This is a genomic window from Mesorhizobium sp. B4-1-1 (genome assembly GCF_006439375.1).
Taxonomy (GTDB): Bacteria; Pseudomonadota; Alphaproteobacteria; order Rhizobiales; family Rhizobiaceae; genus Mesorhizobium.
In genome coordinates this window covers 25,254-50,372 of record NZ_VFTH01000025.1, presented here as the reverse complement: position 1 = coordinate 50,372, position 25,119 = coordinate 25,254, and the positions used below count along the sequence as shown (strand labels likewise).

Here is a 25,119-nt window from a genome sequence, read left to right as displayed (position 1 = left end):
GGCGACGGATGAGGGGTGTTCCAGGGAATGAGACGTTGGCGATTGCGGCTTTAGACGAGCGCGTTGGCCAAGCTGGAGCACCCCTCATCCGTCTCGGCGCTACGCGCCGATCCTCCTTCTCCCACAAGGGGAGAAGGAAAGGGCTTCACGCCGCTTTCGCTTCTTCCTGCGGCGCGGCGAGATCGTCGCGCGCCTTGCGGGCGAGTTTTTTGGCCGAGCGTTTCGGACTGTCGCCGAACAGGTCAGCGGCATCGGCGAGGCAGGCCTTGGTCAGGCTCTTTTCGGAGCGCTTCAAGAGCTTGCGCAGAAGCTTCGTGTCATCGGCGGGGCCGAGCGGCTCGCCATCGGCGTCGAGCAGCGCGCGCATGACAAAGACGTCGTGCAATTCGCCGAGCTGCTCGCCGAGCTTGTCGACCGCCTTGCGCCGCGCCTTGATCGGCGTCGGCCACAGGCGGCCGAGCAGCGACAGATGCATGGAATGCGTCTTGGCCGCCTTGCGCAGGTCGTGAAAATCCTCGTTCTCGCCGCGCGACTCCGCCTTGTCGAGCGCTTTCTTGGCCCGCCGCAAGGTGGCGCGGGCGCCGTCGGCGAGGATGTCGGCGGCCTGTTCCGGCTGATCGGGCATGGCCAGCCTGTCGATGCGCTCCAGGCCCTCACGGCAGGCGGCTACGGCCGCATTGATGGCGGCATCGAGGCCGGGGCCGGCATGGAGCTCATGCTGGCGCAGCACCAGCCGCTCGCGCACCGGATCGAGGCCGCCGCCGGCGGATTGCTCCGGAAAGGCATCGGCCAGGCGATCGACGGTTTCGATCAAGGCGGTTGCCTCGCGCGGCCCGGCCAGCAGCGCCGATACCTGCTTATAACATTCGTTCTCGGTCTGGCAGAACGGTTCGTCGCCGGAACGAACCAGGCGCAGCAAGGCGCGCACGCTCTTCAGCCGCTTGCGGCATTTGTGCAGCCCCTGCTCCGGCTTCTCGCGCGCCATCTCGAGATGGGCGATTGCCTTCCCGATCTCGTCGGCCAATATGCGCCTGACCTCGCCGGTCAGCGGCAAGCGCGGATCGATGCGGAAGCTCATGCGACGATCTCCGGAATCCCCCCAAGGGCCAGCGACGCGTTGTAAAATCTCGACTCGCCGGTGACCTCGCGACCGAGCCAGTCGGGCAGCATTTCGTCGGATACGTCCTCCGGCGTCTCCAGCTCCGCGATCACCAACCCCGCGAGCTTTCCGCCGAAAACATCGACTTCATAGAGATAGCCGCGGTGTCTAACATGGTGGCGTGTCTTCTCGATGACACGTCCGACGGCAAACGCCATCAACTCCTCGGCCTCGGCAAGCGGGATCGAATATTCGAACTCGTCGCGCTCGCGCGCCCTGTCGCCGAACTTCAGCGTCAGCCTGGCGGAGCGCCCGTCTGAGATGCGCACGCGCACCGTGCGGCCGGGCTGCGCGGCGACATAGAACTGGCGAATGCGGATTTCCGCCTCGACCCTGTCGCGCCAAGCCGGACTGGAGACCAGGAACTTACGCTCGACTTCCTTGCCCATGGCCGGGCACTAAAGCCTGTGAGGGCCGGGAAGGCAAGCCGACTCGGAGTCAAACTTGACTTTAATCAATCGATTGATCAAAATCGGAGTATGAACAGGCAACCAGGCATAAAAAGGCAGCCGCGCGAGTCCACCACCGCAGAGCAAACGCGAACGGCACTGGTGCACGCGGCGCTCAAGCTGTTCGGGCGGCAAGGTTTCGACGGCACCTCGACGCGCGAGATCGCGGCCGAGGCCAAGGCCAATATCGGCTCGATCGCCTATCATTTCGGCGGCAAGGAAGGCCTGCGCGCCGCCGCCGCCGATTTTATCGTCGACACCATCCAGAGGATCGCCGGCCAGGCGCTGGGCGGCGCCCAGGCCGCCGCGCCACTGGAGCCCGAAGCCGCCCGCGCCCAGCTTTTCGCAGCGCTCGAGCGGATGGTGGGCTTCGTCGTGGCCAGTCCGCAGGCCGGCGAGATCGTACAATTCGTACTTCGCGAGCTCTCGCATCCGACCGCCGCGCTCGATCGCATCTATGCGGGCGTGTTCGAGCCGACGCACCGGCGGCTGTGCCATATCTGGGAACAGGCGACCGGCGAGCCGGCCGAGAGCGAGGCGACCAAACTCACCGTCTTCACCATGATCGGCCAGGTCATCTATTTCCGCATCGGCCGCGAAGCGGTGATGCGACGGATGGGCTGGCGCGAGATCGGCAATGAAGAGGCCGCCAAGGTGGCGGCGGTCGCAACCGACAACCTCAGGGCAATGCTGGCGGCGCGCGGGCCGGCCGCCGGCAAGAAGGGCAAATCATGAGCTTTCTCTGTTCGCTGCCGCTCGCGGCCCAATTGTTCGGCGCCTGCGCGCCGGCGGCGCCCTTGGCCGTCGGCTATGTCGAAGGCGAATATGTGCTGATGGCACCGATCGAAGTGGCCCAGGTGGCGACGGTGACGGTCAGGCGCGGCGACCGCGTCGAGAGCGGCACGCCGGTGGCGACGCTCGAGGACGCCGACGCCAAGATCGAGGTCACGCAAGCGCAGGCCGCGTTGGCGCAGGCGCAGGCCCAGCTTGCCGACCTGCAGGTCGGCAAGCGCCCCGAGGAAATCGCGGTGCTCAAGGCCGAGGTCGACATGGCAAAAGCCCAGGCGGCCGACGCCAAACGCAAATACGACCGGGCGAGCGATCTCTACAAGCGCGGCACCGGCACCCAGGCCGACTACGACACCGCCTCGGCTTCGCTGGAGACGGCCACGGCCCAGGTCGGCCAGGCGGAAGCCAATCTCGCCGTCGGCAACCTGCCGGCGCGGGCCGAGACCATCAAGGCCGCCGACAACCAGGTCAAGCAGGCGCAGTCGACCCTGGAGCAGGCCGAGTGGCGGCTGTCGAAGCGGGTGCTGACGGCGCCCTCGCCCGGCCGCGTCAACGACGTCATCCGCAATCCCGGCGACACAGCCGGGCCGACCGCGCCGGTAATCTCGGTGCTGCCGGACGGCGCCGTGAAGCTCAGCGTCTATGTGCCGGAAAGCGCCTTCTCGTCGGTCAAGGTCGGCACCGAGCTCAACGTCCATTGCGACGGCTGCGGGACGGGACTCAAGGCACGCGTCAGCTATGTCTCGCCCGATCCCGAATTCACTCCGCCGGTGATCTATTCGCTCGAGAACCGGCAGAAGCTGGTCTATCTGGTCGAGGCGCGGCCGGACGGCAATGCCGGGCCCTTGCAGCCCGGCCAGATCGTCGATGTCGATCTCGCGGATCTCGGGCAATGAACGCAATCGACGTTCGCGGCCTGGTCAAGCGCTTCGGCGACAAGACCGTCGTCGACCATGTGACGATGACGGTCGCCGAGGGCGAGATCGTCGGCTTCCTCGGGCCGAACGGCTCGGGCAAGACGACGACCATCCGCATGATGTGCGGGCTGCTCACGCCGGACGAAGGCGACGGCACGGTGCTGGGCTTCGACATCCGCAGCGACGCGCTCAAGATCAAGCGCGAAGTCGGCTACATGACGCAGAAGTTTTCGTTCTACGAGGATTTGACGATCGGCGAGAACCTCGAATTCGTGGCGCGGCTCTACCGGCTGAGGCCGGTGGAGGAATATGTCGCGCGCACGCTTCAGGAGCTCGGCCTGACGAGCCGTCGCGACCAGCTGGCCGGCACGCTTTCCGGCGGCTGGAAGCAGCGGCTGGCGCTGGCCGCCTGCATCATGCACAAGCCGAAGCTGCTCCTGCTCGACGAGCCGACCGCCGGCGTCGACCCGAAGGCGCGGCGCGAGTTCTGGGACGAGATCCATCGGCTGGCCGGCGGCGGGCTGACCGTGCTCGTCTCCACCCACTACATGGACGAGGCCGAACGCTGCCACCGCATCAGCTACATCTCCTACGGCAAGATGCTCGCCACCGGTACAGTGGAAGAGGTGGTGAAGAATGCCGGGCTGACCACCTTCGTGCTGCAGGGACCGCGGCTCGACCAGGTGGCCGAGGCGCTGCAGGGCCGTCCCGGCGTCGACCAGGTGGCGCCGTTCGGCGCGACGCTGCATGTCGTCGGTTCCGACAAGGCGGCGCTGGAAAAGGCGCTCGCCGATGTCGAGAAGGAGCATAAGGGCGTCACGGTGAAGCCCGGCGAGACAAGCCTCGAGGATGTGTTCATCCAGTTCATGTCGGGCTCGAAGGACAACATGGCATGAACGCGGTCTTCTCCTTCGCCAGGCTCGGCGCGCTGCTCATCAAGGAATTCATCCAGATGCGGCGCGACCGCATCACCTTCGCCATGATGCTGGGCGTGCCGCTGATCCAGCTGGTGCTGTTCGGCTATGCGATCAACAACGACCCGAAGAGCCTGCCGGCAGCTCTTGTGGCGACCAGCAGCGATCCCTATACGCGCGCCATGGTCTCGGCGCTGCAGACGACGGGCTACTACCGCTTCGACCATGTCGCGCAAAGTGCCGAGGAAGCCGAATTCCTGATGTCGCGCGGCGATGTCTCCTTCGTCGTCACCATTCCCGCCGATTTCGCCCGACGGGTGGAGCGCGGCGACAATCCGCAGATCCTGATCGAGGCCGACGCCACCGATCCGGCGGTGGCCAGCGGCGCGATCTCGACGCTGAGCACCGTGGCCGGCCAGGCGCTGCTGAGGGCGCAAGGCACGCAGGAGACCGCCAAGGAGGCGGCGCGGGGCCAGCTCGATGTCGTCGTGCACCGGCGCTACAATCCCGAGGGCATCTCGCAATACAACATCGTGCCCGGCCTGCTCGGCGTCATCCTGCAGATGACGATGGTGATGATGACCTCGATCGCGCTGACGCGCGAGACCGAGCGCGGCACGATGGAAAACCTTCTGGCCATGCCGTCGAGCCCGCTGGAAATCATGCTCGGCAAGGTGCTGCCTTATCTGGTTGTGGGCGCGGTGCAAGTGGTGGTGGTGCTGGCCGCGGCGAAGCTTCTGTTTGCCATCCCCTTCACCGGCTCGCTCTCTCTGTTGTTGTCGGCGGTGCTGGTGTTCGTGCTGTCGCTGGTGCTGCTCGGCTACACGATCTCGACCATCGCCCGCACGCAGATGCAGGCGCTGCAGCTCACCTTCTTCTTCTTCCTGCCCTCGATCATGCTGTCGGGCTTCATGTTCCCCTATCGCGGCATGCCGGGCTGGGCGCAGACTTTTGGCGAGATCTTCCCGCTGACACATTTTCTGCGCATCACCCGCGCGGTGATGCTGAAGGGCGCGCAACTGCCGGCGGTGGCGACCGAGATCGGCTGGCTGGTGGTGTTCGTGGCGCTGTTTGCCGGCGTGGCCCTGGTGCGGTTCAGGCGGACGCTGGATTAGGGGCGGAGGACAACGCGGGGCGAGCGGGAGTGGGTCGAGACGGTCCTTTGTTGTCGTCAGAACCGGACATCGATGAACGGCATGTTCTAAGCCGGATCAGGCCCCGAGCCAGGCAATGGCTGCTTTGCGCCTCCGTTCAGACGTTTCGGGTGATGCAGCTGTTTCCCAAAAGCCGTCATTGCTGACGCGTATCAGATGCAGGACCTATGCTGCACTATTTTTTTGGAAGGTCGTGTGCGAGGCTTGGGCTGTGTGCTGGAAACAAGAATGCTGAAGATGCGTTGCCAGCGATCGCGGTTGAGCGCTCAAGCCGCTGCCAAGCCAAAGCGGGGCAAGGCGCGCGCAGCCGTCCAATACCTGCCAGCGCATCTGCGACGCGGATTGAATCGACAAGAACTGTTCCGTCGGGACAATTCGAAGGTATCTGAGGAGATCGCACCATCATGAGCGCTCAAGACTTGCCCAGCGTTCTCGCATTTGAACGCTACGACCCGACTGACGCCTCGCTGGACTGGTTGCGCGAGCGTGGGGTCAACGTCATTTTCGGCAATGCGCTCTGGGAAATGCCGTTCAAGCGCTTCACCGAGGATGAGCTGATTGCCAAGGCACAGGGCTGTGTCGCCTTGATGGGGGCAAGCGGCACCCGCATCACCCGGAGCGTCTTACAGGCGCTTCCGGATCTGCGCTATATCTCGAAATATGGCATTGGCGTTGACAGCATTGATATCGACGCCGCAACAGAGCACGGCATTCTGGTTTCCAGCACGCCGAACGACTTTCAAATCTTTACGGTCAGCGAGCACGCGGTCGCCCTAATGTTGGCTGTTGCCAAGCAACTCGGCACGTGGACGCCCGAATTCATGCGGCGTGGCGGGTGGCGCGGCCTGACACATGGCGCTACGCTGCGCGGCGCCACCGTCGGCATCCTCGGCCTCGGCCGCATCGGCCGTGGCGTGGCGCAACGGCTGTCGGGCTGGGAGGCTCGCATCCTGGCCTATGATCCCTTCCTTAAGGAAGCGCCTCCGGGTATCGAACTCGTAGACTTCTTCACTCTGGTGAAGCAATCCGACTTCTTGACGCTGCACGCAACGCCGAGCCCGGATAACCATCACATCCTGAACGCCGCCGCGTTTGCGAAGATGAAACCCTCAGCCATTGTCGTTAACACCGGGCGCGGATCGCTGATCGACTACGCGGCCCTGCGAGCAGCGCTGGCCAATGGCCAAATCGCGGGTGCAGCACTCGACGTGTTCGACCAGGAGCCGCCGAAGACCGACGATCCGCTGTTTTCGCGGCCCAACGTCTTGTGCACGCCGCATGTCGCCGCCTGGACGACTGAAGGAACTCAAGCCATCGGCTGGCATGCGGCCAAGAACCTGTGGGCGATGATGAGCGGCGAAGGACAAGCCGATATCGTCAACCCGCAAGCCAAGCAGCGCACGAGTGCGGCCTTGCTCGGCGACGTGTGATTTCAGGAGGCTGCGTGAATGCCCAATCCCTTCCTCGATTGAGGTACCCGCAAGGCTGCACTCGATTGCGTCGCGTGCTTCCATGTTTCGGCGTCGGGTCATGTCTCGAACGATGCCGACCTAACCTGAATGTCAGCTCTCGCAGATTCGCAGCCCGAAACCCGCCAGTCTTCTCTCGGCCCAAAGCGGGTCCAACCGCGCGGCAACTTGAAAGCCCCTCACCGCCGCTGGATTGGGGGCGAAGGACAATTGCAAGGGGCGAGCGAGAGTGGCTCGAACGGCCTTGTTGTGGCCAGAACCGGACATCGAGGAACGGCACGTTCTATCCACGAGGAGGGCAGAGACCATTCGCCGTCCCCAAGTCCTCACGGACGAACGCGGATGATCGTCTTCCCCTTGCGTCGCTCGGTGGGGCTGAAGGCGGCGACGGCATCGTCGAGGGTCGAGACGTTGCCGATGTTCGTCCGCAGTCGACCGTCCCGCACCCGCTGGACGACCTCGCTCAGCTGGGCGCGATCGGACTCGACGACGAAGTCGACCGCCAGGCCGTCGGCGGGCCGCGCCTCGACCGGCCCGACGACGGACACCAGCGTTCCTCCGGGCCGAACCATGCCCGCGGACCGCTTGCCGATGTCGCCGCCGACGACGTCGAACACCAGATCGACTTTGCCGGCGTCTTCCAGGGCGTCGTTGTCGAGGTCGACGAACTCCTTGGCGCCGAAGTCGAGCACCGCCTGACGGTCGGCGGCGCGTCCGGTGCCGACGACGTAGGCGCCGGCCTCTCGCGCGAGTTGCGTTACCATCGACCCGACCGCGCCGGCTGCGCCATGCGCAAGGACGCTCTGCCTGGCCCGAAGGCGGCCGTGCTCGAACAGTCCCTGCCACGCCGTCAGGCCCGAGATCGGCAGGCTCGCGCCCACCGTGAAGTCGACGTCGCCAGGCAGCGGCGCGAGGTTGCGGGCCTCGATGGCGATATATTCCGCCAGGGTGCCGTCGCGATACCAGTCGGCGAGGCCGAACACCCGCTGTCCTACTGACAATCCCGTCGTGCCGTAGCCGAGAGCGGTGACCACGCCGGCCAGCTCGTGGCCGGGGATCGACGGTGTTCGGTCACCACCGCGGCGATCGGTCCAGGTCGAGGGCCACGCCAGCTCGGTCGTGACGAATCCCGACGCATGAACCTGAACGATGACGTCGTTTATCGCTGCCTGCGGCTCGGGGCGCTCCATCAGCGTCATCCCGGCCGTTCCCGCGGCCTGGTCCGTCACCACGATAGCCTTCATGATATTTTTCCCCGGTCATTTGGATGGTTCAGCTGTCTGAAAGCCGACGCCGACACAAAGCTTCCGATTTATTGCCCGGACCTCGGCGGCACGTTCGCCAGCAGGGGGCCAAGTCCCTCCGCGATCGTCAAATGCGTGATGACGGCATCGCGCAGCTTCGGATAAGGCAGGTTCGCCAGCATTGCCGTCTGCACCGCCGCCAGCACCTCGCCTGCCTCGGAGCCTATCATGGTGAAGCCGAGGATACGGTCGTCATCGCCGGCCACGACCACCTTCATGAAGCCCTGCTTTTCGTCCGTCGCTTCCGTGCGCAGCACCGCGCTCATCGGCAACCTGGCGACACGGACAATGACGCCCTGGCGCTGCGCCTCGCCTTCGCTCAAGCCGACGCGGGCAAGCGGCGGATCGGTGAACATGGTGTAGGGCACAAGCCGGTCGCGCGTCGTGCGATGGCCGCCGGCCAGATTGTCCCTGACGATGCGGAAGTCGTCGACCGAGACATGCGTGAATTGCGGGCTGCCGGCGCCTTCGCCGAGCGCCCAGACATCGGGCGCGCTTGTTTCCAGCCGCTCGTTGACGCGGATGAAACCACGGCCGTCGAGCGCCACGCCGGCCTCTTCGAGGCCAATGCCGGCGGTGTTCGGCACGCGGCCCACGGCGGCGAGCAGATGGCTTCCCTCGATCGTCAGCTCGCCGGAAGCCGTGCGTATGGTCACGCCGACCTGTTCGCCTGAACGGCCATGCACGCCAAGCGGCTCGGCGCCGACAAAGAATTCGATGCCTTCGCCCTCGAGGAGTTTCCGCATCTCGTCGGCGACGTCGCGGTCCTCGCGGCCGACAAGCTGAGGCCCGGCTTCGATCACCGTCACCCGGCTGCCGAAGCGTCGATAGGCCTGCGCCAGTTCCAGCCCGACATAACCGCCGCCGAGCACGAGGAGATGCGACGGCAGGATGTCGAGCTCGAGCGCGCTGATATGGGTGAGCGGCTGAGCTTGCTGGAGACCGGGAATGCCTGGGATCGCCGCGTGCGTGCCTACATTGATGACGACCTTGTCACCGGTGAGCACCCGCGTGCCGCCTTCGTTCAGCGCAACTTCGATTGTCTTTTCGCCAATGAAGCGGCCACTGCCCATGATCAAGTCCGCGCCGCTGCTCTTGTAGGCATCGAGGTGAAAGGCGATCTCGCGGTCGATCATCTCCTGCTTTCGCCGCCGGACCTTCGCCATGTCGGTCGAGACGGGACCGGTCGACGTGCCGAACTGGCCGGCGTTGTGGGCCAGGTACGCGACCCTTGCGCTCCAAACCTCGTTCTTGCTGGGCATGCAGGCGACGGCGGGACAGGAGCCGCCGACCCAGCGGCGCTCGACGACGGCGACGCGCTGGCCGGATCGGCCCAGATGCCATGCAAGCGCCTTGCCACCCTGGCCGCTGCCGAGGATCACGAAATCAAAATGCTCTGATTGGGGCATGAGCTTTCTCCGCTGCATTCCAAAAACAATAATGACACATCTTGCAGCAGGCGGATGTGTCCATCTGGCTGCTGCAAGACTTTTGGGTCCGGCAGTCAGCGCTGCCCGCCGGAAGCGGTGATGCGTTCGCCGGTCAGCCAGGCTGACTGGTCGGACGCCAGGAAGACGGCGACGCGGGCGATATCGTCCGGCACTCCCATCCGGCCCATCGGCAAGGACGCGCCGATGGTCCTGGCGGTTTCGCCTTCGATGCCGGCGACCGCGAGGCCCTCGGTTTCCGTCATGCCCGGGGCGATCGCATTGACCCTGATCTTGCGGGTGGCGAGTTCGTTGGCGAGCGCCCTGGTGATGGTATCCACCGCGCTCTTGGAGGCCGAATAGACGACGGAGTTCGGCACGGGATTGGTGCTCGAAATGGTGCTGAGGTTGATGATACTGCCGCCGTGGCCGTCAAATGCTTTTGCCGCTTCCTGTGTCGTCAGGATCGTGCTCAGCACGTTGGTGTTGAACTGACGATGGAACTCGGCTTCCGTCACCTCCTCCAGCGGCCCGAAACGGTATACGCCGGCGTTGTTGACGAGGATGCTGGGCGTGCCGAAGGCAGCCTTCGTCTCGGCGAAGAGCCGCTTCACGTCGGCGCCCTTGCTGACATCCGCCTGGATCGCCACCGCCTTGCCCTCGTCGCGCAGGATGTCGCCGACCACCTTGTCCGCGTCTTCCTTGCTCGAACCGTAATTTACCACCACCGCGGCGCCCGCTTTTGCCAACTGCCGCGCGATTGCCGCGCCGATGCCCTTCGAAGCGCCCGTGACGATCGCCACCTTGCCTTTCAGCTCGTCCATGATTTTTCTCCTTCAATTCTGCGAAACGCCACCAATCGCGGCGTTGCCGAAGAGGTAAATCATGCGCAGCAGGCCCAGTAGCCCGGTGAACCTCATATGATATATACGTAGGCCGTATGAATGACCGGCTCCAGCAACTTGCGATCTTCGTCCGCACCGTCGAGACCGGCAATTTCTCGAAGGTGGCCCGCGAGTTCGGGCTGACGCAGCCTTCCGTCTCGCGCACGATCGCGGCGCTCGAGGAGCGGCTCGGCGTCAAGCTGCTCACCAGGACCACGCGCCAGCTGTCCATGACCGATGCCGGCGAGGCGCTGCTTTCGCGGGCGCGCGAGGCGCTTGCCGGCATCGAGGAGGCAGAGAACGCGGCGCGCGGCGCGGACCGGCTGTCCGGCACGCTGCGCGTGGCGTTGCCTACGACCTATAGCGTCAAACAGATCGTGCCGTTGCTGCCTGCCTTCCTCGAACGGCATCCGCTGCTCAAGATCGATTTGATGATGTCCGACCGGTACGAGAATTTGATCACCGAAGGCGCCGACATGGCGCTTCGTCTCGGCAACCAGCCGGATTCAAGCTTCGTGACGCGCAAGCTCGCAACGACCCGGCGCCTGTTCGTTGCGGGACCGGCCTACCTTGCCCGCCGCGGCACGCCGAAATGCCTCGCCGACCTCGGCCAGCACCACCTGATCGGCGGGCCCGGCGACGGAGGCGACCAGACCTGGACGGCGCAGCACGATGGCGTGACCGAGATTCAGCCAGTTATTCCGCGCGTGCAGACCCGTTCGGCCATCGGTGTCGTCGCCTGTGCGAGCGCGGGCCTCGGTATCGGCATCGCCTCGACATGGATGTGCGCGAGCGAGCTTGCTTCCGGCGCACTGGTCGAAATCCTGGCCGATTACAGGCTCGAACCGATGACGGCTTATGTGGTCTTTCCCGCCGGACGGCGTCCTTCGCGGAAGGCGCGTGCCTTCACCGACTATCTGGAACAGGCGCTGGTAACCGGATGACCGCGGCGCGCCGCTTTATGCAGCCGCCATGATCCCGGCATAGGTGCCCAGATCGACATTGCCGCCGGAGAGCACGACGGCGACGCATTTGCCGGCAAGGTCGATCCTGCCCGACGAGACCGCCGCCAGGCCGACCGAGCCGCCCGGCTCGACCACCAGCTTGAGATGGGCCATGGCGTCGCGCATCGCCTGCCTGACCGCGTCTTCGGACACGGCGATGCCGCCGGCCAGGTTCCTGCGGTTGATCTCGAAGGTGAGCGTGCCCGGTTCGGCGACGAGCAGCGCATCGCAGATCGAGGCATGGCCGGGCTCGTTGCCAAGCCGGGCGCCCTTGGCCAGCGAACGGCTGGTGTCGTCGAAATGCTCGGGCTCGGCTATCCAGACCGATGTGGCCGGCGAAGCATCCTTGACGGCGATCGAAATGCCGCTGCTCAACCCACCGCCGCCGCAAGGGATGACGACGGCATCGAGGCTGACGCCGAGCGCCTTCGCCTGGGCGACCAGTTCGACGCCAATCGTGCCCTGGCCGGCGATGATGGCCGGGTCGTCATAAGGCGGCACCAGCACCATGCCGCTTTCGACATAGGGCCGGACCACGACGGTGCGGTCTTCGCGAAAGCGATCATAGGGCACCACCTCGGCGCCCAGCTTGCGGACATTGTCGATCTTGATGGCCGGCGCATCGGCGGGCATGACGATGACGGCCTTGACGCCGAACATCGCGGCCGACGCCGCGACCCCTTGCGCGTGGTTGCCGGAGGAGTACGCGACGACGCCGCGGCTGCGCTCTTCCTCGCTCAGCGAGGACAGCTTGTTGTAGGCGCCACGGAACTTGAAGGAGCCGGTGCGCTGCAGCGTCTCGGGCTTGAACAGGATGCGGCCGCCATAGCGCTTGTTGAGCTCGGGCGACTCGATCAGCGGCGTTTCGACGATCAGGCCGGAAAGCCGGGCCGAAGCGGCGTGGATATCGGCGATGCCGGGCTCGGTGGTCATGGGCGTTGCTCTCGCGAAGGATGGGTTCGGCCATGCTGCACGGAAAATGCGGCGGCACGCCAACGAAAAAATGTGATGGTTACAAGGTTGGGAGAGTGGCGCCCGGCGCGCCTCACCCCAGCAGCGTCCTCGTCCTTTTGCTGCCGCCCAGCTTGCGCCAGTTGTTGAAGCGGTGTGTCGCGGCGGCGAACGAAATCTTCATCTGCTGGGCGACGGTGTAACGCGACTTGCCTTCGTCGAACATGCGGTAGCAGCACTCGGCGCCCTCCTCGGTCAGCTTGCCATCCGGCGTCTTGTTGTGCGGGTTGGCCGGGTCGAATTTCTCGAGCTGTTCTTCGACAAGACCCTTCAGGCGCTGCAGGTCGGCCTCGATGCTGGCGATGAGATCGAGAACCGGTTTGCCGTCAAATGCGTGTGGGGGCTTTTTGTTCGTCATGCCGGGGTTCCTTCAATTTTGGCGGTTGTGAGCTATATAGGCAAACATTCGGCAATAATGAAGAGTTGGCCGGGTTCCGCTGGATCACCCATTCGCGCCCGCAGCCCGTGCCGTTCGCAATTGACGTCCGGCAATCAAAATCCTAGTTTAGAACAATTCTAAACTAGAGTGATCCCATCATGCTTTCCCGTGTTTTCGGCTTCGGCCGCCGCTCGTTCGATTCACTGTCGGAGCAGGAGATCCTGGCGCTGGCGATCTCTTCCGAGGAGGATGACGGACGCATCTACCGCGCTTATGCCGATGGCCTGGCGCAGGACTTTCCGCAATCGGCGAAAGTGTTCGAGGCGATGGCCGAGGAAGAGGACGGCCATCGCGATTCGCTCATCGAGCTTTACCGCAAGCGCTTCGGCGAGCGCATCCCGCTGATCCGGCGCGAACATGTGAAAGGCTATTTCGAGCGCAAGCCCGACTGGCTGGTGAAGCCGCTCGGCATCGAGCATGTGCGGCGCCAGGCGGAGGCCATGGAGCAGCAGGCCTATCGCTTCTATGTGGAGGCGGCCAAGCGCACCACCGACGCTTCGACGCGAAAGCTGCTCGACGATCTCGCCGTGGCCGAGCAGGGCCATGAGAGCTCGGCGCATGAATTGGAGCAGGAGCATGTGCCGGGCACGGTCAAGGTCGAGGAGGCGAGCGCCGAGCAGCGCCAGTTCATCCTCACCTATGTGCAGCCGGGGCTGGCCGGGCTGATGGACGGTTCGGTGTCGACGCTGGCGCCGATCTTCGCCGCGGCATTCGCCACGCACGACACCTGGCAGACGCTTCTGGTCGGCCTCGCTGCCTCGATCGGCGCCGGCATTTCGATGGGTTTCACCGAGGTCGCCTCCGACGACGGCAAGCTGTCGGGGCGCGGCTCGCCGATCAAGCGCGGGCTGACGGTCGGCCTGATGACTTCGCTGGGCGGCCTCGGCCACGCGCTGCCCTATCTGATCCCGCACTTCTGGACGGCCACCGCCGTGGCGGCTGTGGTGGTGTTCTTCGAGCTCTGGGCGATCGCTTTCGTCCAGAACCGCTACATGCAGACCCCGTTCTGGCGCGCCGCCTTCCAGGTGGTGCTGGGCGGCGCGCTGGTGTTCGGGGCGGGCGTGCTGATCGGGAACGCTTAGGTTTTCCCTTCTCCCGCAAGGGGATAAGGGAAGGCGCGGTTCACCCATTCACCGCGCGGCTATCCCTTGGCGCTTCCGCCCTTTCGGTCATCCCGTAGTCGCGCACGACATGGGCGATGCGCAAACGGTAGCCGGCAAAGATTCCGCCCCGCCCCGCCTTCTGCGCCTGCCGGTGCTCCTCGGTGTTGCGCCAGGCCTTCACCGCGTCCTCGTCGCGCCAGAAGGACAGCGACAGCACCCGCTTGGGATCGGCAAGGCTCTGGAAGCGCTCGACCGAGATGAAACCGTCTATGCCGTCGAGCAGGGGCTTAAGCTCCGCGGCGATGCCGAGATAGGCATCGCGCTTGCCTTCCGCCGGCTCCACTTCGAAGATGACTGCGATCATGCCTCCATCCCTTCCCTGACCGTCACGTCGGTGCGAAAGACCTGCCGCGGGCCATGCGGGCCGGACACCAGCTTCAGGAAGACGCGGTCCTCCTTGAGGATGAATTTCTCGCGCCGCGCGAATTCGTAGTTTGCCTTGCCGGCCGGGTCGGCGGCAAGCCGGGCGCGATAGGCTTCATAGGCCGCGAGGCTCTCGATGTTGTAGACGGCATAGGCCGTGGTGGCCGAGCCTTCGTGCGGGGCGTAGTAGCCGATCAGGTCGGCGCCGCAACGCGGAATGGCCTGGCCCCAGACGCGCGCATATTGCTCGAACGCCGCCTTGCCGAACGGATCGATCTCGTAGCGGATGAAGCAGGTGATGGTCATGTCGGTGTCCTCGTATGGTTGTTTTTCGACGACGGTTCGATCCCGGTCGAAACATCGCTTGCGTCATTGTGCTAGGCATATTCCTGTCAGGAGGGTTTGCCGCGCTGCTTGAGATGACCCCAGAATAATGCTTCCCTGACGGGAATGCTTCGATAAGGATCGAACCATGCGTGAAGGACCGGACATCGCCCGCATCGCCAGCCTGGTCGGCGATCCGGCCCGCGCCAACATGCTGAACGCGTTGATGGGTGGTACGGCGCTGACGGCGTCGGAACTGGCGCTCGAGGCCGGCGTGTCGCTGCCCACCGCTTCCTCGCATCTGTCGAAACTGATGGAAGGCGGGCTGCTGACCTTGGCCAGCCAGGGGCGCCACCGCTATTATGGCCTGGCCAGCGCGCAGGTGGCCGTCATGATCGAAGCGATCATCGGCGTCGCCGAGGCGGTCGGCCCGAAGCGTGTACGGCCCGGCCCGCGCGACGCGGCCATGCGCGTGGCGCGCGTTTGTTACGATCACCTCGCCGGCGAGCAGGCGGTGGCGATGCTCGACCGGCTCTTCGACAGGAAACTTTTGCTGCGCGAGGACAACGAGATCAGGCTCTCGTCATCCGGCGTCTCGCATTTTTCCGCGCTCGGCATCGACACCCATGCCAAGGCGCGGCGGCCGGTGTGCCGCGCCTGCCTCGACTGGAGCGTGCGGCGCTCGCATCTCGCCGGCACTCTGGGCGCCGCCATCCTCGACAGGATCATCGCCGAGAAATGGGCCCGGCGCGAAAAGGACAGCCGCGCCGTGGTGTTCTCGCCGACGGGCAGGCAGGAATTCAAGCGGGTGTTTCTCTCCTAGGCGGACAATCACACGATGCTGACAGAACCACGACGTGGCCTTCCTTCGCCCAGGCTCATCCCCGCTTCAGCGACTTCCCCAGCTTGAAGAACTCCTTCCACGGATCGGCCTTCTTCAACTGTTCCAGCGTCGTCGCATCGCCAAGCGGGAAGGCGTTCGGCGCAAGTCCCTTTTCGATCTCAGGCCAGGTCACCGGCATCGATATCGTCGCGCCCTTCTTGGCGCGCGAGGAATAGGGCGCGACCGTGGTCGAGCCCCTGCCGTTGCGCAGATAGTCGACGAAGATCTTGCCGGTACGCGCCTTCTTCGACAGCGTCGCCGTGTAGCGGTCGGGCGCGGCCTGCTCCAGCGCGCGGGCGAAATCATGGGCGAAGTCCTTGACCGCGTCCCACTCCGCCGAGGGTTTCAGCGGCACCAGCACGTGATAGCCCTTGCCGCCGGAGGTCTTGACAAGGTTCGGCAGCGACAGCTCGCCAAGCTGCTTGTGGATGTCGAGCGCCGCCTCGCGCACTTTGCCGACATCCACGCCTTCGTCCGGATCGAGGTCGAAGATGATCTGGTCCGGCTTCTCCAGCGCGTCGAGGGTGCAGCCCCAGATATGGACCTCGACCACGCCGTACTGGACGAGTGCGGCCAGGCCGTCGAAATCCCTGATGAACAGGATCTCCTCGCCGTCGGTCGGATCCTTCATCCTGGCGATCTTGTCGCTCATGCCGGGCGAGGCGTGTTTCTGGAAGAAGCGCTGGCCGTTGATGCCGTCCGGCGCGCGCACCAGGCTCAGCGGCCGGTTGACGACGAATTCTGCCATGCGCGGCCAGACCAGCGCGTAGTGATCGAGCAGGTCCTGCTTGGAGACCTTTTCGTCGGGCCACAGCAGCTTGTCGGGATGCGAGAGCTTTACCGAGGTCTTCGCCATTCCGGCCGAGGGCTTCGGCGCCGTCTTTGCGTTCGGTTTTGCTTCGCTTTCGGCCTTCTTCGGCTGTTCTTGCACGACTTCCTCCGCCGGCTTGTCCTCGCGCAACCCCTGGAACGAGGCGTGGCGGATTATACGGTCGGAAGTCCAGCTGCGGAACTCCACTTCGCCGACAAGCTCCGGCTTGACGAAGGTGAGGCCCTTGCCCTTGGGCACGGCGGCCGAGAACGGCGAGCCCTTCGCCTCGAGGCCGTCTAGCTTCTTCTTCAAATCGGTCATCACCTTGCCGGAAAAGCCGGTGCCGACACGGCCGGCATAGTGCAGCTTGCCGCCTTCGTTGAAGCCGACCAGCAGCGAGCGCAGGCCGCGCCCGGTCTTGTCCGAGGGCAGATAGCCGCCGATGACGAATTCCTGCCTGAGCGTGCATTTCGACTTGATCCAGGAGAGCCCACGTCCGCTGCGGTAGGGCGCATCGGCACGTTTCGACACCACGCCTTCCAAGCCCATGCGGCAAACATGCTGCAGCATGACCTTGCCCGGCTCGTGGAAATGGTCGCTGAAGCGCAGCCCCGAATGGTCGGGCTGCTCGCCGAGCAGTTCGGCCAGCGCCTGCTTGCGTTCGACCAAAGGTTCGCGGCGCAGGTCCTTGCCGTCGAGCCGCATCAGGTCGAAGACATAATAGACGAAGCGGTCGGCGCGTCGGGCCGACAGATCCGCCTGCAGCAAGGGGAAGGACGACACGCCGCTGTCGGCCAAAACCACGATCTCGCCGTCGATGATGGCGTCGCGGCATTTCAGCCCGGCAAGCGCGGCGGTGACCGGACCATCGAATTTGTCCGTCCAGTCGAGACCGGCGCGGGTGAGCAGCCTGACCTCGCTGCCGGCGATCTGCGCCTGCATGCGGTAGCCGTCGAACTTGACTTCATGCAGCCAGTCCTCGCCGGCGGGCGCATCCTTCTCCAGCGTCGCCAGCTGCGGCTCGATGAAGTCGAGACGCTTGTCATGCCCGGCCTTGGCCTTGGCGGCAGCCGGCCTGTTGGATTGCCAGACTTTCGGCTTCTCCCCCCTGGCGGCCTTGCCTTCGCCCACCTCCTCGATAGTCAGGCCCGACTTCACCGATTTCGGTTCCTCCTCGAGGACATCCTCGCCGGGCCGGGCGGCGGCATCGTCGGACTTGATCAGCAGCCAATTGTCGCGCTTCTCGCCCGGGCGGGGCCTCAGCCTGACCAGATGCCAGCGGCCGTTGAGCTTGTGACCCTCGAGCTCGAAGTCGATATGGCCTTTCTTCATGCCCTTGGCCGGATCGCCATCCGGCGTCCACCTGCCTTCGTCCCAGACGATGACTGAGCCGCCGCCATATTGGCCCTTCGGAATGGTGCCTTCGAAGGACGCGTAGTCGATCGGGTGATCCTCGACATGCACGGCCAGCCGCTTCTCATGCGGATCGAGGCTCGGGCCGCGCGTCACCGCCCAGCTCCACAGCACGCCGTCATGCTCCAGCCGGAAATCATAGTGGAGCCGCGTGGCGGCGTGCTTCTGGACGACGAAAATGCCGCCGCCCTTCTTGCCGCGCGCGACCTTGCCCGCAGGCTCGGCTGTTTTCTTGAAATCGCGCTTGGCGTGATATTGCTCGAGACCAGCCATGACGCTGTGCTCCTATGCGGATTTGCGCTTCGGCGCGGGCTTGGCTTTGGTTCGTTTCGCCGGCGCCTTGGCGGTGGATTTGCCGCCCTTGCCGCCACCATCGGCATTCAAGCTCTTTTTCAGCGCGTCGAACAGGTTGACGACATTGGAGGGTTTCGGCGGCGCCTTGGCCTTGGGCGCCTTCTTGCCGGCCTTCTTGGCGCGGATCAGCTCGAGCAGCGCATCCTCGTATTTGTCATCGAACTTCGAAGGATCGAACTTGGCATGCTTCTTGTCGATGATGAGCTCGGCGAGATCCGTCATCTCCCGGTCGGTCTTCACCGACTTGATCTCGCCGAACACCGCGTCGGGCTGGCGCACAGTGTTGTCGTAGCGCAACGTCGTCAGCACCATGCCCTTGCCGAGCGGCTCGATCACCACCGGGCGCTCGCGGCTGTAAAGCACGATACGCGCAAGGCCAGCCATCTTCTTGCCAGCCATCGCATCGCGGATGACGGCGAAAGCCTCCTCCGACACCTTGTCCGCCGGCGAGACATAGTAGGGCGTATCGAGATAGATCTGCTCGATCGAGGATTTCTCGACGAAGCCGTCGAGGCTCATCGTGTGCGAGGATTCGATCTGCACCGCTTCGATCTCGTCCTCCTCGATATGGATGAAATCGCCGTCGCTCACCTCATAGCCCTTGATCTCGTCCCCCTCCTCAAGCGGCTTGCCGGTCCCGGCATCGACATAGATGCGTTTGACGGTGTTGCCGGTCTTGCGGTTGAGGATGCGGAAAGAGACCTTCTCGGCATGGGTCACGACGTTGGTGAGCTCGATGGCGCACGTGACCAGCGACAGTTTGAGATAGCCCTTCCAGGCCGGGCGTGGTGCCATTGCGAACTCCTGCGCGATGCGGTTTCAATCGCAACGGACAGGGGTTCGCTTGGGTTCCGGGAGGGCTGCCACGCGGCCTGCTATTCGGCGGCCTGCAGGTTGACCTTGCTTTCCGCGATCTCGGTTAGCTTGCGGTCCGTCGCCTCTTCTTCCTTGAGGTTCTTGGCCAGCACGTTGGCGCAGTCGCTGCGGCCGAGCTGCTTGGCCCAGGCGATCAGCGTGCCGTAGCGCGTTATCTCGTAGTGCTCGACGGCTTGGGCGGATGCGATCAGCGCAGCGTCCAGAACCTCCTTGTCGTCGACATCGCCGCTGACTTCGTCGGCCTCCGCGAGGATGCCGTCGATGGCCGGGCAGTTGACGGTCTTGGCCTTGACGCCGTGCAGCTCGAACACCTGCTCGACCCGCTCGATGTGGCCCTTGGTCTGCGCAAGATGTTTCTCGAAGCCGGCCTTCAATTGCGGATCGGTCGCCTTGTCGATCATCTTCGGCAGCGATTTCTCGATCTGCTTCTCGGCATAATAGATGTCGCGCAACGTGTGGATGAAGAGGTCGTCCAGCGTCTTGATGTCTTTCGAAAAGAAGCCCATGGCGGTTGCCTTTCCATGTTTCGCGTTTTGAGGAAGTTGCCCGGCAGGACAGCCGTCAACCGGCCGGTTCGCCCGACCTTGCGAGGTCAACGTCGTCTTCCGTGACAGGTTCCTGCCCGCCCAGGCGCGCGAAAGGAAATTCCCTGTCCCCGGGCAAACGTGAAACAGATGCGCGCGCAAGCGACATCGGAACGAAACATATGTGATGCAAAAGTCACACGGGGCGGAAAGGCGACGAAAGGCACCGAAAGACCGCGAATCAGCCGTAATCCGGCCACGATGCAACGTGTTTCGGACCAGAAATTAACATCACGTTCACCGACTATTCACGCCTCGACGCTATGCTCTCGAACAATTCGGACGGGACATCCGAAAGCGGGACAGGGACAGTAAAAATGAACTTCTGGAATCACATCGCCGGCTACGCCGCAGCCATTCGCGAATTCGTCGCGCCGACCTATCGGCCCGAGCGCTATTACATGCGCGGCCCAGGCCCTGCGTGCGCGCGCCGCGGCAACTCGCTGGGCGTCAGCGCGAACTGATCATGACCCGCGAACGCGCCCACCACAGCCGCATCTGCCGGCCGGCCGCCGACCAGCGCACTACCACCTATCGCGCCGAACGCCTTGCGCTCGCCGCCACATGGCGTGCGACAACGCCGCGGCTTTGACGCCGCCGCCGGCTGGCTTAGTGTCTCCCCAGCTCAGTGTCCCCTTGGCATAGCGTAAGGGGGCCACAAGCAGCCGGGGCCGCCATGACCGACCTGCCCGAACCTCCCACCTTGCCGCGCCAGGCCTATGACGCCAGCCAGCCGCTGATCGTCTTCGACGGCGTCTGCGTGTTCTGCTCGGGCTTCGTCCAGCTCATCCTCAAGCTCGACCGGAAAAAACGCTTCCGCTTCGCCACGGCGCAGTCGCCGCTCGGCGAGGCACTGTTTCGTGAGCACGGCCTGCCGACCGACGATTACGACAGCAACCTCGCCATCATCGACGGCGCGGCCTTCACGCGCCTCGACAGCTTCATCGCCGTCATGGCCGCGCTCGGCTGGCCATGGCGCATTGCAAAGGCGCTGCTCATGCTGCCGCGGCCGCTGCGCGACTGGCTCTACGACCGCGTCGCCAAGAACCGCTACGCGCTGTTCGGCTGCAAGGACAGTTGCGATATTCCTTCGGCCGAGTTGCGGGAGCGGTTGATCGGCTGACGGCGATTGGCTTGGGGGCATGGCATGAAGCTTCTCATCGTCGGCGGCTACGGCACCTTCGGCGGACGCATCGTCCAATTGCTGGAGAACGAGCCGCGCCTCGAGCTCATCATCGCCGGCCGGTCGCTCGCCAAGGCAGCGGCCTATTGCGGGGATCGAGGCAACACCAAGGCTCGGCTGGTGCCGGCGACGTTCGACCGCGACGGCGACCTTGGCGCGCAACTCGCCGGCATGCTGCCCGACATCGTCGTCGACGCCAGCGGTCCGTTTCAGGCCTATGGCGAGGGGCGCTACCGGCTGGTCGAGGCCTGTATCGCCGCGCGCATCCACTATCTCGACCTTGCCGACGGTTCGGACTTCGTCGCCGGGGTATCCGCTTTCGACGCGGCAGCCAGGGCGGCCGGCGTCGTCGTGCTGTCCGGGGTGTCGAGCTTCCCGGTGCTGACGGCCGCCGTGGTGCGCCATCTTTCGGCCGGCATGGCGCGCGTCGGCACCATCCGTGGCGGCATCGCGCCGTCGCCTTTCGCCGGCGTCGGCGAGAACGTCATCCGCGCCATCGCGAGCTATGCCGGCCGGGCGGTGCGGCTGCAGCGCGGCGGCAGGCCGGCCGAGGGTTACCCGCTCACCGAGCAGATGCGGTACACGATCGCGCCGCCCGGGCGTGTACCGGTGAGGAACACCTTGTTCTCGCTGGTCGACGTGCCGGACCTGCGCGCGCTGCAGGCGCTGTGGCCGGAGGCGAGCACGATCTGGATGGGCGCCGGGCCGGTGCCCGAGGTGCTGCACCGCGCGCTGATCGGCCTGGCCTGGCTGGTCCGTGCCGGCCTGGCGCGATCGCTGTCGCCGCTGGCGCCGCTGATGCACTGGGCGACCAACCGGCTGTCATGGGGCGAGCATCGCGGCGGCATGTTCGTCGAAGTCGAAGGCGCGGACGAGGCCGGCAAGCCGATCAAACGGTCCTGGCACCTGTTGGCCGAGGGCGATGACGGGCCGCTGATCCCGTCCATGGCGGTCGAGGCGATCGTCCGCAAGGCGCTCGACGGCCGCATGCCCTTGCCGGGCGCCCGGGCGGCGGTGCGTGACGTCGATCTCGCGGACTATGAAGCGCTGTTTGCCGGCAAGACGATCCACACCGGCCTCAGGAACGACACCGACAAGGGAAAGGCTCTCTATTCCGGTGTGCTCGGCGATGCCTGGAAAAGCCTGCCAGCTGAAATCCGCGCCATGCATGAGGGAGCGGCTATGGCGGAAGGAAGTGCGAGCGTGGAGCGCGGCGGCGGTATTCTTAGCCGGCTTGCCGCGCGCATGGCCGGCTTTCCGCCTACTGCAGCCGATGTCCCCGTCAAGGTGCGTTTCGTCACAGACGGGCAAGGCGAGACCTGGACGCGGTCTTTCGGAACTCACGGTTTTTCGAGCCGGCAATTTGCCGGACGTGGCCGCTCGGATCGGCTGCTTTGCGAGCGCTTCGGCCCCCTCACCTTCGCCATGGCGCTGGTGGCCGGCGAGGACCGCCTGTCGCTCGTGCTGCGCCGCTGGAGCTTTCTCGGTCTGCCATTGCCGATGTGGCTTTGCCCGCGGTCGAACGCGTACGAAACAGTCGAGGACGACCGCTTCCGCTTCCATGTCGAGATATCGCACCCGGTCGCCGGGCTGATCGTGCGCTACCGTGGCTGGCTCGAGCCGTCGCACGGTTCGAGCACGGTGGGTTCGCCGGCCGTCCCGCCCAGTTCCCGGCAGTTGGCCGCCGTGCACAGCGTCCAGCCTTCCCCGGTGGCGCCGGATGCCGCGAGCACCAGACGCGGCTGGGGTCCGATCCGGGGCGCATAGACCCACCAGCCGCCCCGCAGCACCGAGCCCTCCGGCGGCTCCATGCCGGCGCCGGAGCCCTTGACCCGTGCCTCAACGACCCGCAGCCCGGCCGGCGTCACCGTCCAGTCCTCCTGCCAGCGCGTCCGTTCCACCGAATGTGTCCAGGATAGCGTGAAGGCGGCGACGGCGAGCGTCACCGTCTTGCCGGCGGCGAGGATACACAGGCTCATGGAGTGTCGGCGGCGGACAGCCGGCGGGCGCGCCAGCAGTGCCAGCCGATCCACGCCAGCGCCAGCACCCAGCCGGTCTCGTCGGTGAGCGGCAATGCGGCCACCAGGAGCAGGCCGGCGCAGAACGCGACGAGACGCTCCCACCAAGCCATGCGGCGGGCGAGGAAGCCGACGGCGGCAGCCCCCCACAGCACGATGCCCATGCAGGCCTTGACGACGATGTAGGCGACCTCGACGGGATAGCCGAACGAAGCCGCGATCGGGCCCGCGTCCTGCAGCATCAGCGCCGGCGTGTAGACGGCCATGAACGGCACGACGAAGCCGGCGATGGCGAGCTTGGACGCCTGGATGCCGATCTTGAGGCCGCTTTCCTTGGCCATGGGTGCCGCGGCAAAGGCGGCGAGCGCCACCGGCGGGGTGAGATCCGCCATGATGCCGAAATAGAAGACGAACATGTGGCTGACCACCAGCGGCACGCCGAGCGACAGCAGCGCCGGGCCGGCGAGAGAGGAGGTGATGATGTAGTTGGGGATGGTCGGAATGCCCATGCCGAGAACCAGGCAGGTGAGCATGGTCAACACCAGCGACAGGAACAGGTTGTTCTCGCCGATGGATATGATCCAGCCGATGAAAGTGGAGGCGATGCCGGTGAGCGTCAGCGTGCCGATGACGATGCCGACGATGGCGCAGGCGATGCCGACGGGCAGGGCGTTCTTCGCTCCTTCGGCAAGCGAATCGACGCAGATGCGCAGCGTCTCGCGCCCGCCCTTGAAGGCAAGGCAGGCGATGACGAGCGCCGCGATGACGAGGCTGAGCACATTGACGCCGAAGCGCATGAAAGACGCCGCGGCCAGCCCGAGCGCCAGCCAGAAGACGAAGCGGAAGGCGAGCGGCCCGATCAAGGCTGCCAGCGGCGTGCCGAGGATGAGCACGATGGTCAGCGCGAGCCCCATCGTGCCGGCGAAGATCGGCGTGTAGCCGGCAAACAGCAGGTAGATCAGCGCGGCAAGCGGCAGCACCAGCGGCCAGTGCTTTCTGACCGCTTCCCACGGATTGGGCAAATCCGCCTTGGCCATGCCGTGCAGGCCGGCTTTGCCGGCCTCCAGATGCACCTGCCAGAAGCAGGCGCCGAAATAGAGCAGCGCCGGGATGATCGCCGCCTTGACCACCTCGGCATAAGGGATGTTCAGCGTCTCGGCCATGATGAAGGCGACGGCTCCCATCACCGGCGGCATGATCTGGCCGCCCATCGAGGAGGTCGCCTCGACCGCGCCGGCAAAGGCGGAGCGGAAGCCGAAGCGCTTCATCAGCGGGATGGTGAACTGGCCGCTGGCGACGACATTGGCGACGCCCGAACCGGAGATTGTGCCCATCAGCGCGGAGGACAGCACGCAGACCTGGGCCGGGCCGCCGCGCCACGAGCCGACCAGGCCGAGCGCGAAATCGTTGAACAGGGCGATCATGCCGGCTCGTTCGAGGAAAGCGGCAAAGACGACGAAGATGAAGATGTAGGCAGCCGAAACATAGACCGGCGTGCCGTATATGCCTTCGGTGCCATAGGCGAAGGTGTCGACCAGCTGCGCGAAATCATAGCCGCGATGGGTGAAGGGCGGCGGCAGGTGGTTGCCGACGAAGCAATAGGCGAGGAAGATGAAGGCGATGACGGCCAGCGGCAGGCCCATCAGCCGCCTGGCTGCTTCGAAGACGAGCATCACCAGCAACGCGCCGACGATCAGGTCCGGCGTGGTGAGGAAGCCGGAGCGGCGGATGAGGTCGGCGTAGAAGACCCAGTTGTAGAGGCCGGTGCCGAAGCCGAGCAGGCCGAGCACCCAGAAGCCAAGCTTCGCCGCTGCGCTCCTGGCGCGCAGGTTGGCGATGAGGCCGAAACCGAGCAGCAGCAGGAAGCCGACATGCATGGCCCGCACCACCTGGCTGGGCAGGCTGCCATAGGCGGCGATGTAAATCTGGAAGACGGAGAAGGCGACGGCGATGAGGAAGGCCACCTTGCCGGCAAGGCCGTCGCCAAAACCGGGCGGGAGGCCTTCGACTTGTTCCTCGGCGATCGGGGAAAGAACGGTGGGGGTATCGGTCATTGGCGGATTCCTGGCGGGCAATACCGTCTCGGTTGAGGGGAGGGAAACCGCGTATGGCGCTCCCCCTCACCCAGCCTCCGCTTCGCTCGACCGACCTCTCCCCGAGGGGAGAGGAGGCGGTCGGCGTTGGCGCCGGTCTCTTCTCTCCGTCGGGGAGAAGGTGGCCGCGAAGC

The 25,119-nt window shown here is 65.2% G+C and carries 24 protein-coding genes and 1 pseudogene; 11 read left to right on the top strand and 14 right to left on the bottom strand.

Features of this window, described 5'->3' with window-relative positions:
* Positions 1–145: 145 nt before the first annotated feature.
* Together FJW10_RS26200 and FJW10_RS26195 are read right to left on the bottom strand one after the other, a co-directional pair.
* On the bottom strand, positions 146–1,078 hold the full coding sequence (locus FJW10_RS26200; protein WP_140902238.1) for a CHAD domain-containing protein: 933 nt from the start codon (positions 1,076–1,078) through the stop codon (positions 146–148).
* On the bottom strand, positions 1,075–1,548 hold the full coding sequence (locus tag FJW10_RS26195) for a CYTH domain-containing protein (protein WP_140902237.1): 474 nt from the start codon (positions 1,546–1,548) through the stop codon (positions 1,075–1,077). The genes FJW10_RS26200 and FJW10_RS26195 overlap by 4 nt, the downstream gene beginning before the upstream one ends.
* 90 nt (positions 1,549–1,638) lie before the next feature.
* Between FJW10_RS26195 and FJW10_RS26190 the strand changes: the two genes are divergently transcribed.
* From FJW10_RS26190 to FJW10_RS26170, 5 genes are all read left to right on the top strand, one after another.
* Positions 1,639–2,343 carry a DUF1956 domain-containing protein gene (locus tag FJW10_RS26190; RefSeq protein WP_140902236.1) on the top strand — a complete coding sequence of 235 codons (705 nt, stop codon included), beginning with the start codon at positions 1,639–1,641 and terminating at the stop codon, positions 2,341–2,343.
* Positions 2,340–3,293, top strand: coding sequence for an HlyD family efflux transporter periplasmic adaptor subunit (locus tag FJW10_RS26185; protein ID WP_140902235.1), 954 nt, complete (start codon positions 2,340–2,342; stop codon positions 3,291–3,293). The genes FJW10_RS26190 and FJW10_RS26185 overlap by 4 nt, the downstream gene beginning before the upstream one ends.
* Positions 3,290–4,210, top strand: coding sequence for an ABC transporter ATP-binding protein (locus FJW10_RS26180; protein WP_140834758.1), 921 nt, complete (start codon positions 3,290–3,292; stop codon positions 4,208–4,210). The genes FJW10_RS26185 and FJW10_RS26180 overlap by 4 nt, the downstream gene beginning before the upstream one ends.
* A complete protein-coding gene (locus FJW10_RS26175; protein ID WP_140902234.1) occupies positions 4,207–5,343 on the top strand; it encodes an ABC transporter permease in 1,137 nt (378 codons plus the stop codon). The genes FJW10_RS26180 and FJW10_RS26175 overlap by 4 nt, the downstream gene beginning before the upstream one ends.
* Before the next feature lie 443 nt (positions 5,344–5,786).
* A complete protein-coding gene (locus tag FJW10_RS26170) occupies positions 5,787–6,812 on the top strand; it encodes a hydroxyacid dehydrogenase (protein ID WP_140709396.1) in 1,026 nt (341 codons plus the stop codon).
* A gap of 365 nt (positions 6,813–7,177) precedes the next feature.
* Here the strand turns inward: FJW10_RS26170 and FJW10_RS26165 are convergent, their stop codons facing one another.
* The 3 genes from FJW10_RS26165 to FJW10_RS26155 form a co-directional block, all read right to left on the bottom strand.
* On the bottom strand, positions 7,178–8,095 hold the full coding sequence (locus tag FJW10_RS26165) for an NADP-dependent oxidoreductase (RefSeq protein WP_140902233.1): 918 nt from the start codon (positions 8,093–8,095) through the stop codon (positions 7,178–7,180).
* A 68-nt stretch (positions 8,096–8,163) separates the two neighbouring features.
* Positions 8,164–9,564: a mercuric reductase gene (locus FJW10_RS26160; protein WP_140902232.1), complete on the bottom strand. Its 1,401-nt coding sequence runs from the start codon at positions 9,562–9,564 to the stop codon at positions 8,164–8,166.
* Between the two features lie 95 nt (positions 9,565–9,659).
* Positions 9,660–10,406, bottom strand: coding sequence for a glucose 1-dehydrogenase (locus FJW10_RS26155; protein ID WP_140834764.1), 747 nt, complete (start codon positions 10,404–10,406; stop codon positions 9,660–9,662).
* 116 nt (positions 10,407–10,522) lie between these two features.
* Between FJW10_RS26155 and FJW10_RS26150 the strand changes: the two genes are divergently transcribed.
* Positions 10,523–11,410 (top strand): LysR family transcriptional regulator, encoded by an 888-nt coding sequence (locus tag FJW10_RS26150; protein ID WP_140902231.1) that lies wholly within the window; start codon positions 10,523–10,525, stop codon positions 11,408–11,410.
* Positions 11,411–11,425: 15 nt separating this feature from the next.
* Here the strand turns inward: FJW10_RS26150 and FJW10_RS26145 are convergent, their stop codons facing one another.
* Positions 11,426–12,403: a threonine/serine dehydratase gene (locus FJW10_RS26145; RefSeq protein ID WP_140902230.1), complete on the bottom strand. Its 978-nt coding sequence runs from the start codon at positions 12,401–12,403 to the stop codon at positions 11,426–11,428.
* Positions 12,404–12,515: 112 nt separating this feature from the next.
* Positions 12,516–12,839, bottom strand: a complete 324-nt coding sequence (locus FJW10_RS26140; protein ID WP_140902229.1) for a hypothetical protein — start codon at positions 12,837–12,839, stop codon at positions 12,516–12,518.
* Between the two features lie 179 nt (positions 12,840–13,018).
* On the opposite strand from FJW10_RS26140, the gene mbfA reads away from it, so the two are divergent.
* Positions 13,019–14,002, top strand: coding sequence for an iron exporter MbfA (gene mbfA, locus FJW10_RS26135; protein ID WP_140645921.1), 984 nt, complete (start codon positions 13,019–13,021; stop codon positions 14,000–14,002).
* Positions 14,003–14,042: 40 nt separating this feature from the next.
* Here mbfA and FJW10_RS26130 read toward each other — a convergent pair whose 3' ends face one another.
* Together FJW10_RS26130 and FJW10_RS26125 are read right to left on the bottom strand one after the other, a co-directional pair.
* Positions 14,043–14,387, bottom strand: coding sequence for an antibiotic biosynthesis monooxygenase (locus tag FJW10_RS26130; protein WP_140902228.1), 345 nt, complete (start codon positions 14,385–14,387; stop codon positions 14,043–14,045).
* The gene (locus FJW10_RS26125) at positions 14,384–14,752 is read right to left on the bottom strand and encodes an NIPSNAP family protein (protein ID WP_140902227.1); all 369 of its coding nucleotides are present in this window, start codon (positions 14,750–14,752) and stop codon (positions 14,384–14,386) included. Before FJW10_RS26125 ends, FJW10_RS26130 begins: the two co-directional genes overlap by 4 nt.
* Positions 14,753–14,918: 166 nt before the next feature.
* Between FJW10_RS26125 and FJW10_RS26120 the strand changes: the two genes are divergently transcribed.
* Positions 14,919–15,593: a winged helix-turn-helix domain-containing protein gene (locus FJW10_RS26120; RefSeq protein ID WP_140902226.1), complete on the top strand. Its 675-nt coding sequence runs from the start codon at positions 14,919–14,921 to the stop codon at positions 15,591–15,593.
* A 55-nt stretch (positions 15,594–15,648) separates the two neighbouring features.
* Here FJW10_RS26120 and ligD read toward each other — a convergent pair whose 3' ends face one another.
* From ligD to FJW10_RS26105, 3 genes are all read right to left on the bottom strand, one after another.
* Positions 15,649–18,150: a DNA ligase D gene (ligD, locus tag FJW10_RS26115; protein ID WP_140902225.1), complete on the bottom strand. Its 2,502-nt coding sequence runs from the start codon at positions 18,148–18,150 to the stop codon at positions 15,649–15,651.
* Between the two features lie 12 nt (positions 18,151–18,162).
* Positions 18,163–19,026, bottom strand: a complete 864-nt coding sequence (locus tag FJW10_RS26110) for a Ku protein (RefSeq protein WP_140902224.1) — start codon at positions 19,024–19,026, stop codon at positions 18,163–18,165.
* 80 nt (positions 19,027–19,106) lie between these two features.
* On the bottom strand, positions 19,107–19,613 hold the full coding sequence (locus FJW10_RS26105; protein WP_140834772.1) for a ferritin-like domain-containing protein: 507 nt from the start codon (positions 19,611–19,613) through the stop codon (positions 19,107–19,109).
* A gap of 395 nt (positions 19,614–20,008) precedes the next feature.
* On the opposite strand from FJW10_RS26105, the gene FJW10_RS26100 reads away from it, so the two are divergent.
* From FJW10_RS26100 to FJW10_RS26090, 3 genes and pseudogenes are all read left to right on the top strand, one after another.
* A complete protein-coding gene (locus FJW10_RS26100; RefSeq protein WP_108702809.1) occupies positions 20,009–20,155 on the top strand; it encodes a hypothetical protein in 147 nt (48 codons plus the stop codon).
* A 212-nt stretch (positions 20,156–20,367) separates the two neighbouring features.
* On the top strand, positions 20,368–20,814 hold the full coding sequence (locus tag FJW10_RS26095) for a thiol-disulfide oxidoreductase DCC family protein (RefSeq protein WP_140902223.1): 447 nt from the start codon (positions 20,368–20,370) through the stop codon (positions 20,812–20,814).
* Positions 20,815–20,838: 24 nt separating this feature from the next.
* Positions 20,839–22,431, top strand: a pseudogene (locus FJW10_RS26090) (DUF4166 domain-containing protein); the annotation flags it as partial.
* Positions 22,432–22,475: 44 nt separating this feature from the next.
* Here the strand turns inward: FJW10_RS26090 and FJW10_RS26085 are convergent.
* A complete protein-coding gene (locus FJW10_RS26085; protein WP_140902222.1) occupies positions 22,476–22,853 on the bottom strand; it encodes a DUF1850 domain-containing protein in 378 nt (125 codons plus the stop codon).
* Positions 22,850–24,946: a TRAP transporter permease gene (locus FJW10_RS26080; protein WP_140902221.1), complete on the bottom strand. Its 2,097-nt coding sequence runs from the start codon at positions 24,944–24,946 to the stop codon at positions 22,850–22,852. Before FJW10_RS26080 ends, FJW10_RS26085 begins: the two co-directional genes overlap by 4 nt.
* Between the last annotated feature and the right edge of the window lie 173 nt (positions 24,947–25,119).

What these genes read in the sequence shown, in the direction of transcription:
- FJW10_RS26140 (WP_140902229.1), bottom strand. Translation starts at nt 12,839, where the DNA reads ATGACGAACAAAAAGCCCCCACACGCATTTGACGGCAAACCGGTTCTC.
- FJW10_RS26190 (WP_140902236.1), top strand. Translation starts at nt 1,639, where the DNA reads ATGAACAGGCAACCAGGCATAAAAAGGCAGCCGCGCGAGTCCACCACC.
- FJW10_RS26165 (WP_140902233.1), bottom strand. Translation starts at nt 8,095, where the DNA reads ATGAAGGCTATCGTGGTGACGGACCAGGCCGCGGGAACGGCCGGGATG.
- FJW10_RS26155 (WP_140834764.1), bottom strand. Translation starts at nt 10,406, where the DNA reads ATGGACGAGCTGAAAGGCAAGGTGGCGATCGTCACGGGCGCTTCGAAG.
- ligD (WP_140902225.1), bottom strand. Translation starts at nt 18,150, where the DNA reads ATGGCTGGTCTCGAGCAATATCACGCCAAGCGCGATTTCAAGAAAACA.
- FJW10_RS26145 (WP_140902230.1), bottom strand. Translation starts at nt 12,403, where the DNA reads ATGACCACCGAGCCCGGCATCGCCGATATCCACGCCGCTTCGGCCCGG.
- FJW10_RS26180 (WP_140834758.1), top strand. Translation starts at nt 3,290, where the DNA reads ATGAACGCAATCGACGTTCGCGGCCTGGTCAAGCGCTTCGGCGACAAG.
- FJW10_RS26160 (WP_140902232.1), bottom strand. Translation starts at nt 9,564, where the DNA reads ATGCCCCAATCAGAGCATTTTGATTTCGTGATCCTCGGCAGCGGCCAG.
- FJW10_RS26195 (WP_140902237.1), bottom strand. Translation starts at nt 1,548, where the DNA reads ATGGGCAAGGAAGTCGAGCGTAAGTTCCTGGTCTCCAGTCCGGCTTGG.
- FJW10_RS26185 (WP_140902235.1), top strand. Translation starts at nt 2,340, where the DNA reads ATGAGCTTTCTCTGTTCGCTGCCGCTCGCGGCCCAATTGTTCGGCGCC.
- FJW10_RS26200 (WP_140902238.1), bottom strand. Translation starts at nt 1,078, where the DNA reads ATGAGCTTCCGCATCGATCCGCGCTTGCCGCTGACCGGCGAGGTCAGG.
- FJW10_RS26125 (WP_140902227.1), bottom strand. Translation starts at nt 14,752, where the DNA reads ATGACCATCACCTGCTTCATCCGCTACGAGATCGATCCGTTCGGCAAG.
- FJW10_RS26085 (WP_140902222.1), bottom strand. Translation starts at nt 22,853, where the DNA reads ATGAGCCTGTGTATCCTCGCCGCCGGCAAGACGGTGACGCTCGCCGTC.
- FJW10_RS26105 (WP_140834772.1), bottom strand. Translation starts at nt 19,613, where the DNA reads ATGGGCTTCTTTTCGAAAGACATCAAGACGCTGGACGACCTCTTCATC.
- FJW10_RS26100 (WP_108702809.1), top strand. Translation starts at nt 20,009, where the DNA reads ATGAACTTCTGGAATCACATCGCCGGCTACGCCGCAGCCATTCGCGAA.
- FJW10_RS26130 (WP_140902228.1), bottom strand. Translation starts at nt 14,387, where the DNA reads ATGATCGCAGTCATCTTCGAAGTGGAGCCGGCGGAAGGCAAGCGCGAT.
- FJW10_RS26170 (WP_140709396.1), top strand. Translation starts at nt 5,787, where the DNA reads ATGAGCGCTCAAGACTTGCCCAGCGTTCTCGCATTTGAACGCTACGAC.
- mbfA (WP_140645921.1), top strand. Translation starts at nt 13,019, where the DNA reads ATGCTTTCCCGTGTTTTCGGCTTCGGCCGCCGCTCGTTCGATTCACTG.
- FJW10_RS26080 (WP_140902221.1), bottom strand. Translation starts at nt 24,946, where the DNA reads ATGACCGATACCCCCACCGTTCTTTCCCCGATCGCCGAGGAACAAGTC.
- FJW10_RS26120 (WP_140902226.1), top strand. Translation starts at nt 14,919, where the DNA reads ATGCGTGAAGGACCGGACATCGCCCGCATCGCCAGCCTGGTCGGCGAT.
- FJW10_RS26110 (WP_140902224.1), bottom strand. Translation starts at nt 19,026, where the DNA reads ATGGCACCACGCCCGGCCTGGAAGGGCTATCTCAAACTGTCGCTGGTC.
- FJW10_RS26095 (WP_140902223.1), top strand. Translation starts at nt 20,368, where the DNA reads ATGACCGACCTGCCCGAACCTCCCACCTTGCCGCGCCAGGCCTATGAC.
- FJW10_RS26175 (WP_140902234.1), top strand. Translation starts at nt 4,207, where the DNA reads ATGAACGCGGTCTTCTCCTTCGCCAGGCTCGGCGCGCTGCTCATCAAG.
- FJW10_RS26150 (WP_140902231.1), top strand. Translation starts at nt 10,523, where the DNA reads ATGAATGACCGGCTCCAGCAACTTGCGATCTTCGTCCGCACCGTCGAG.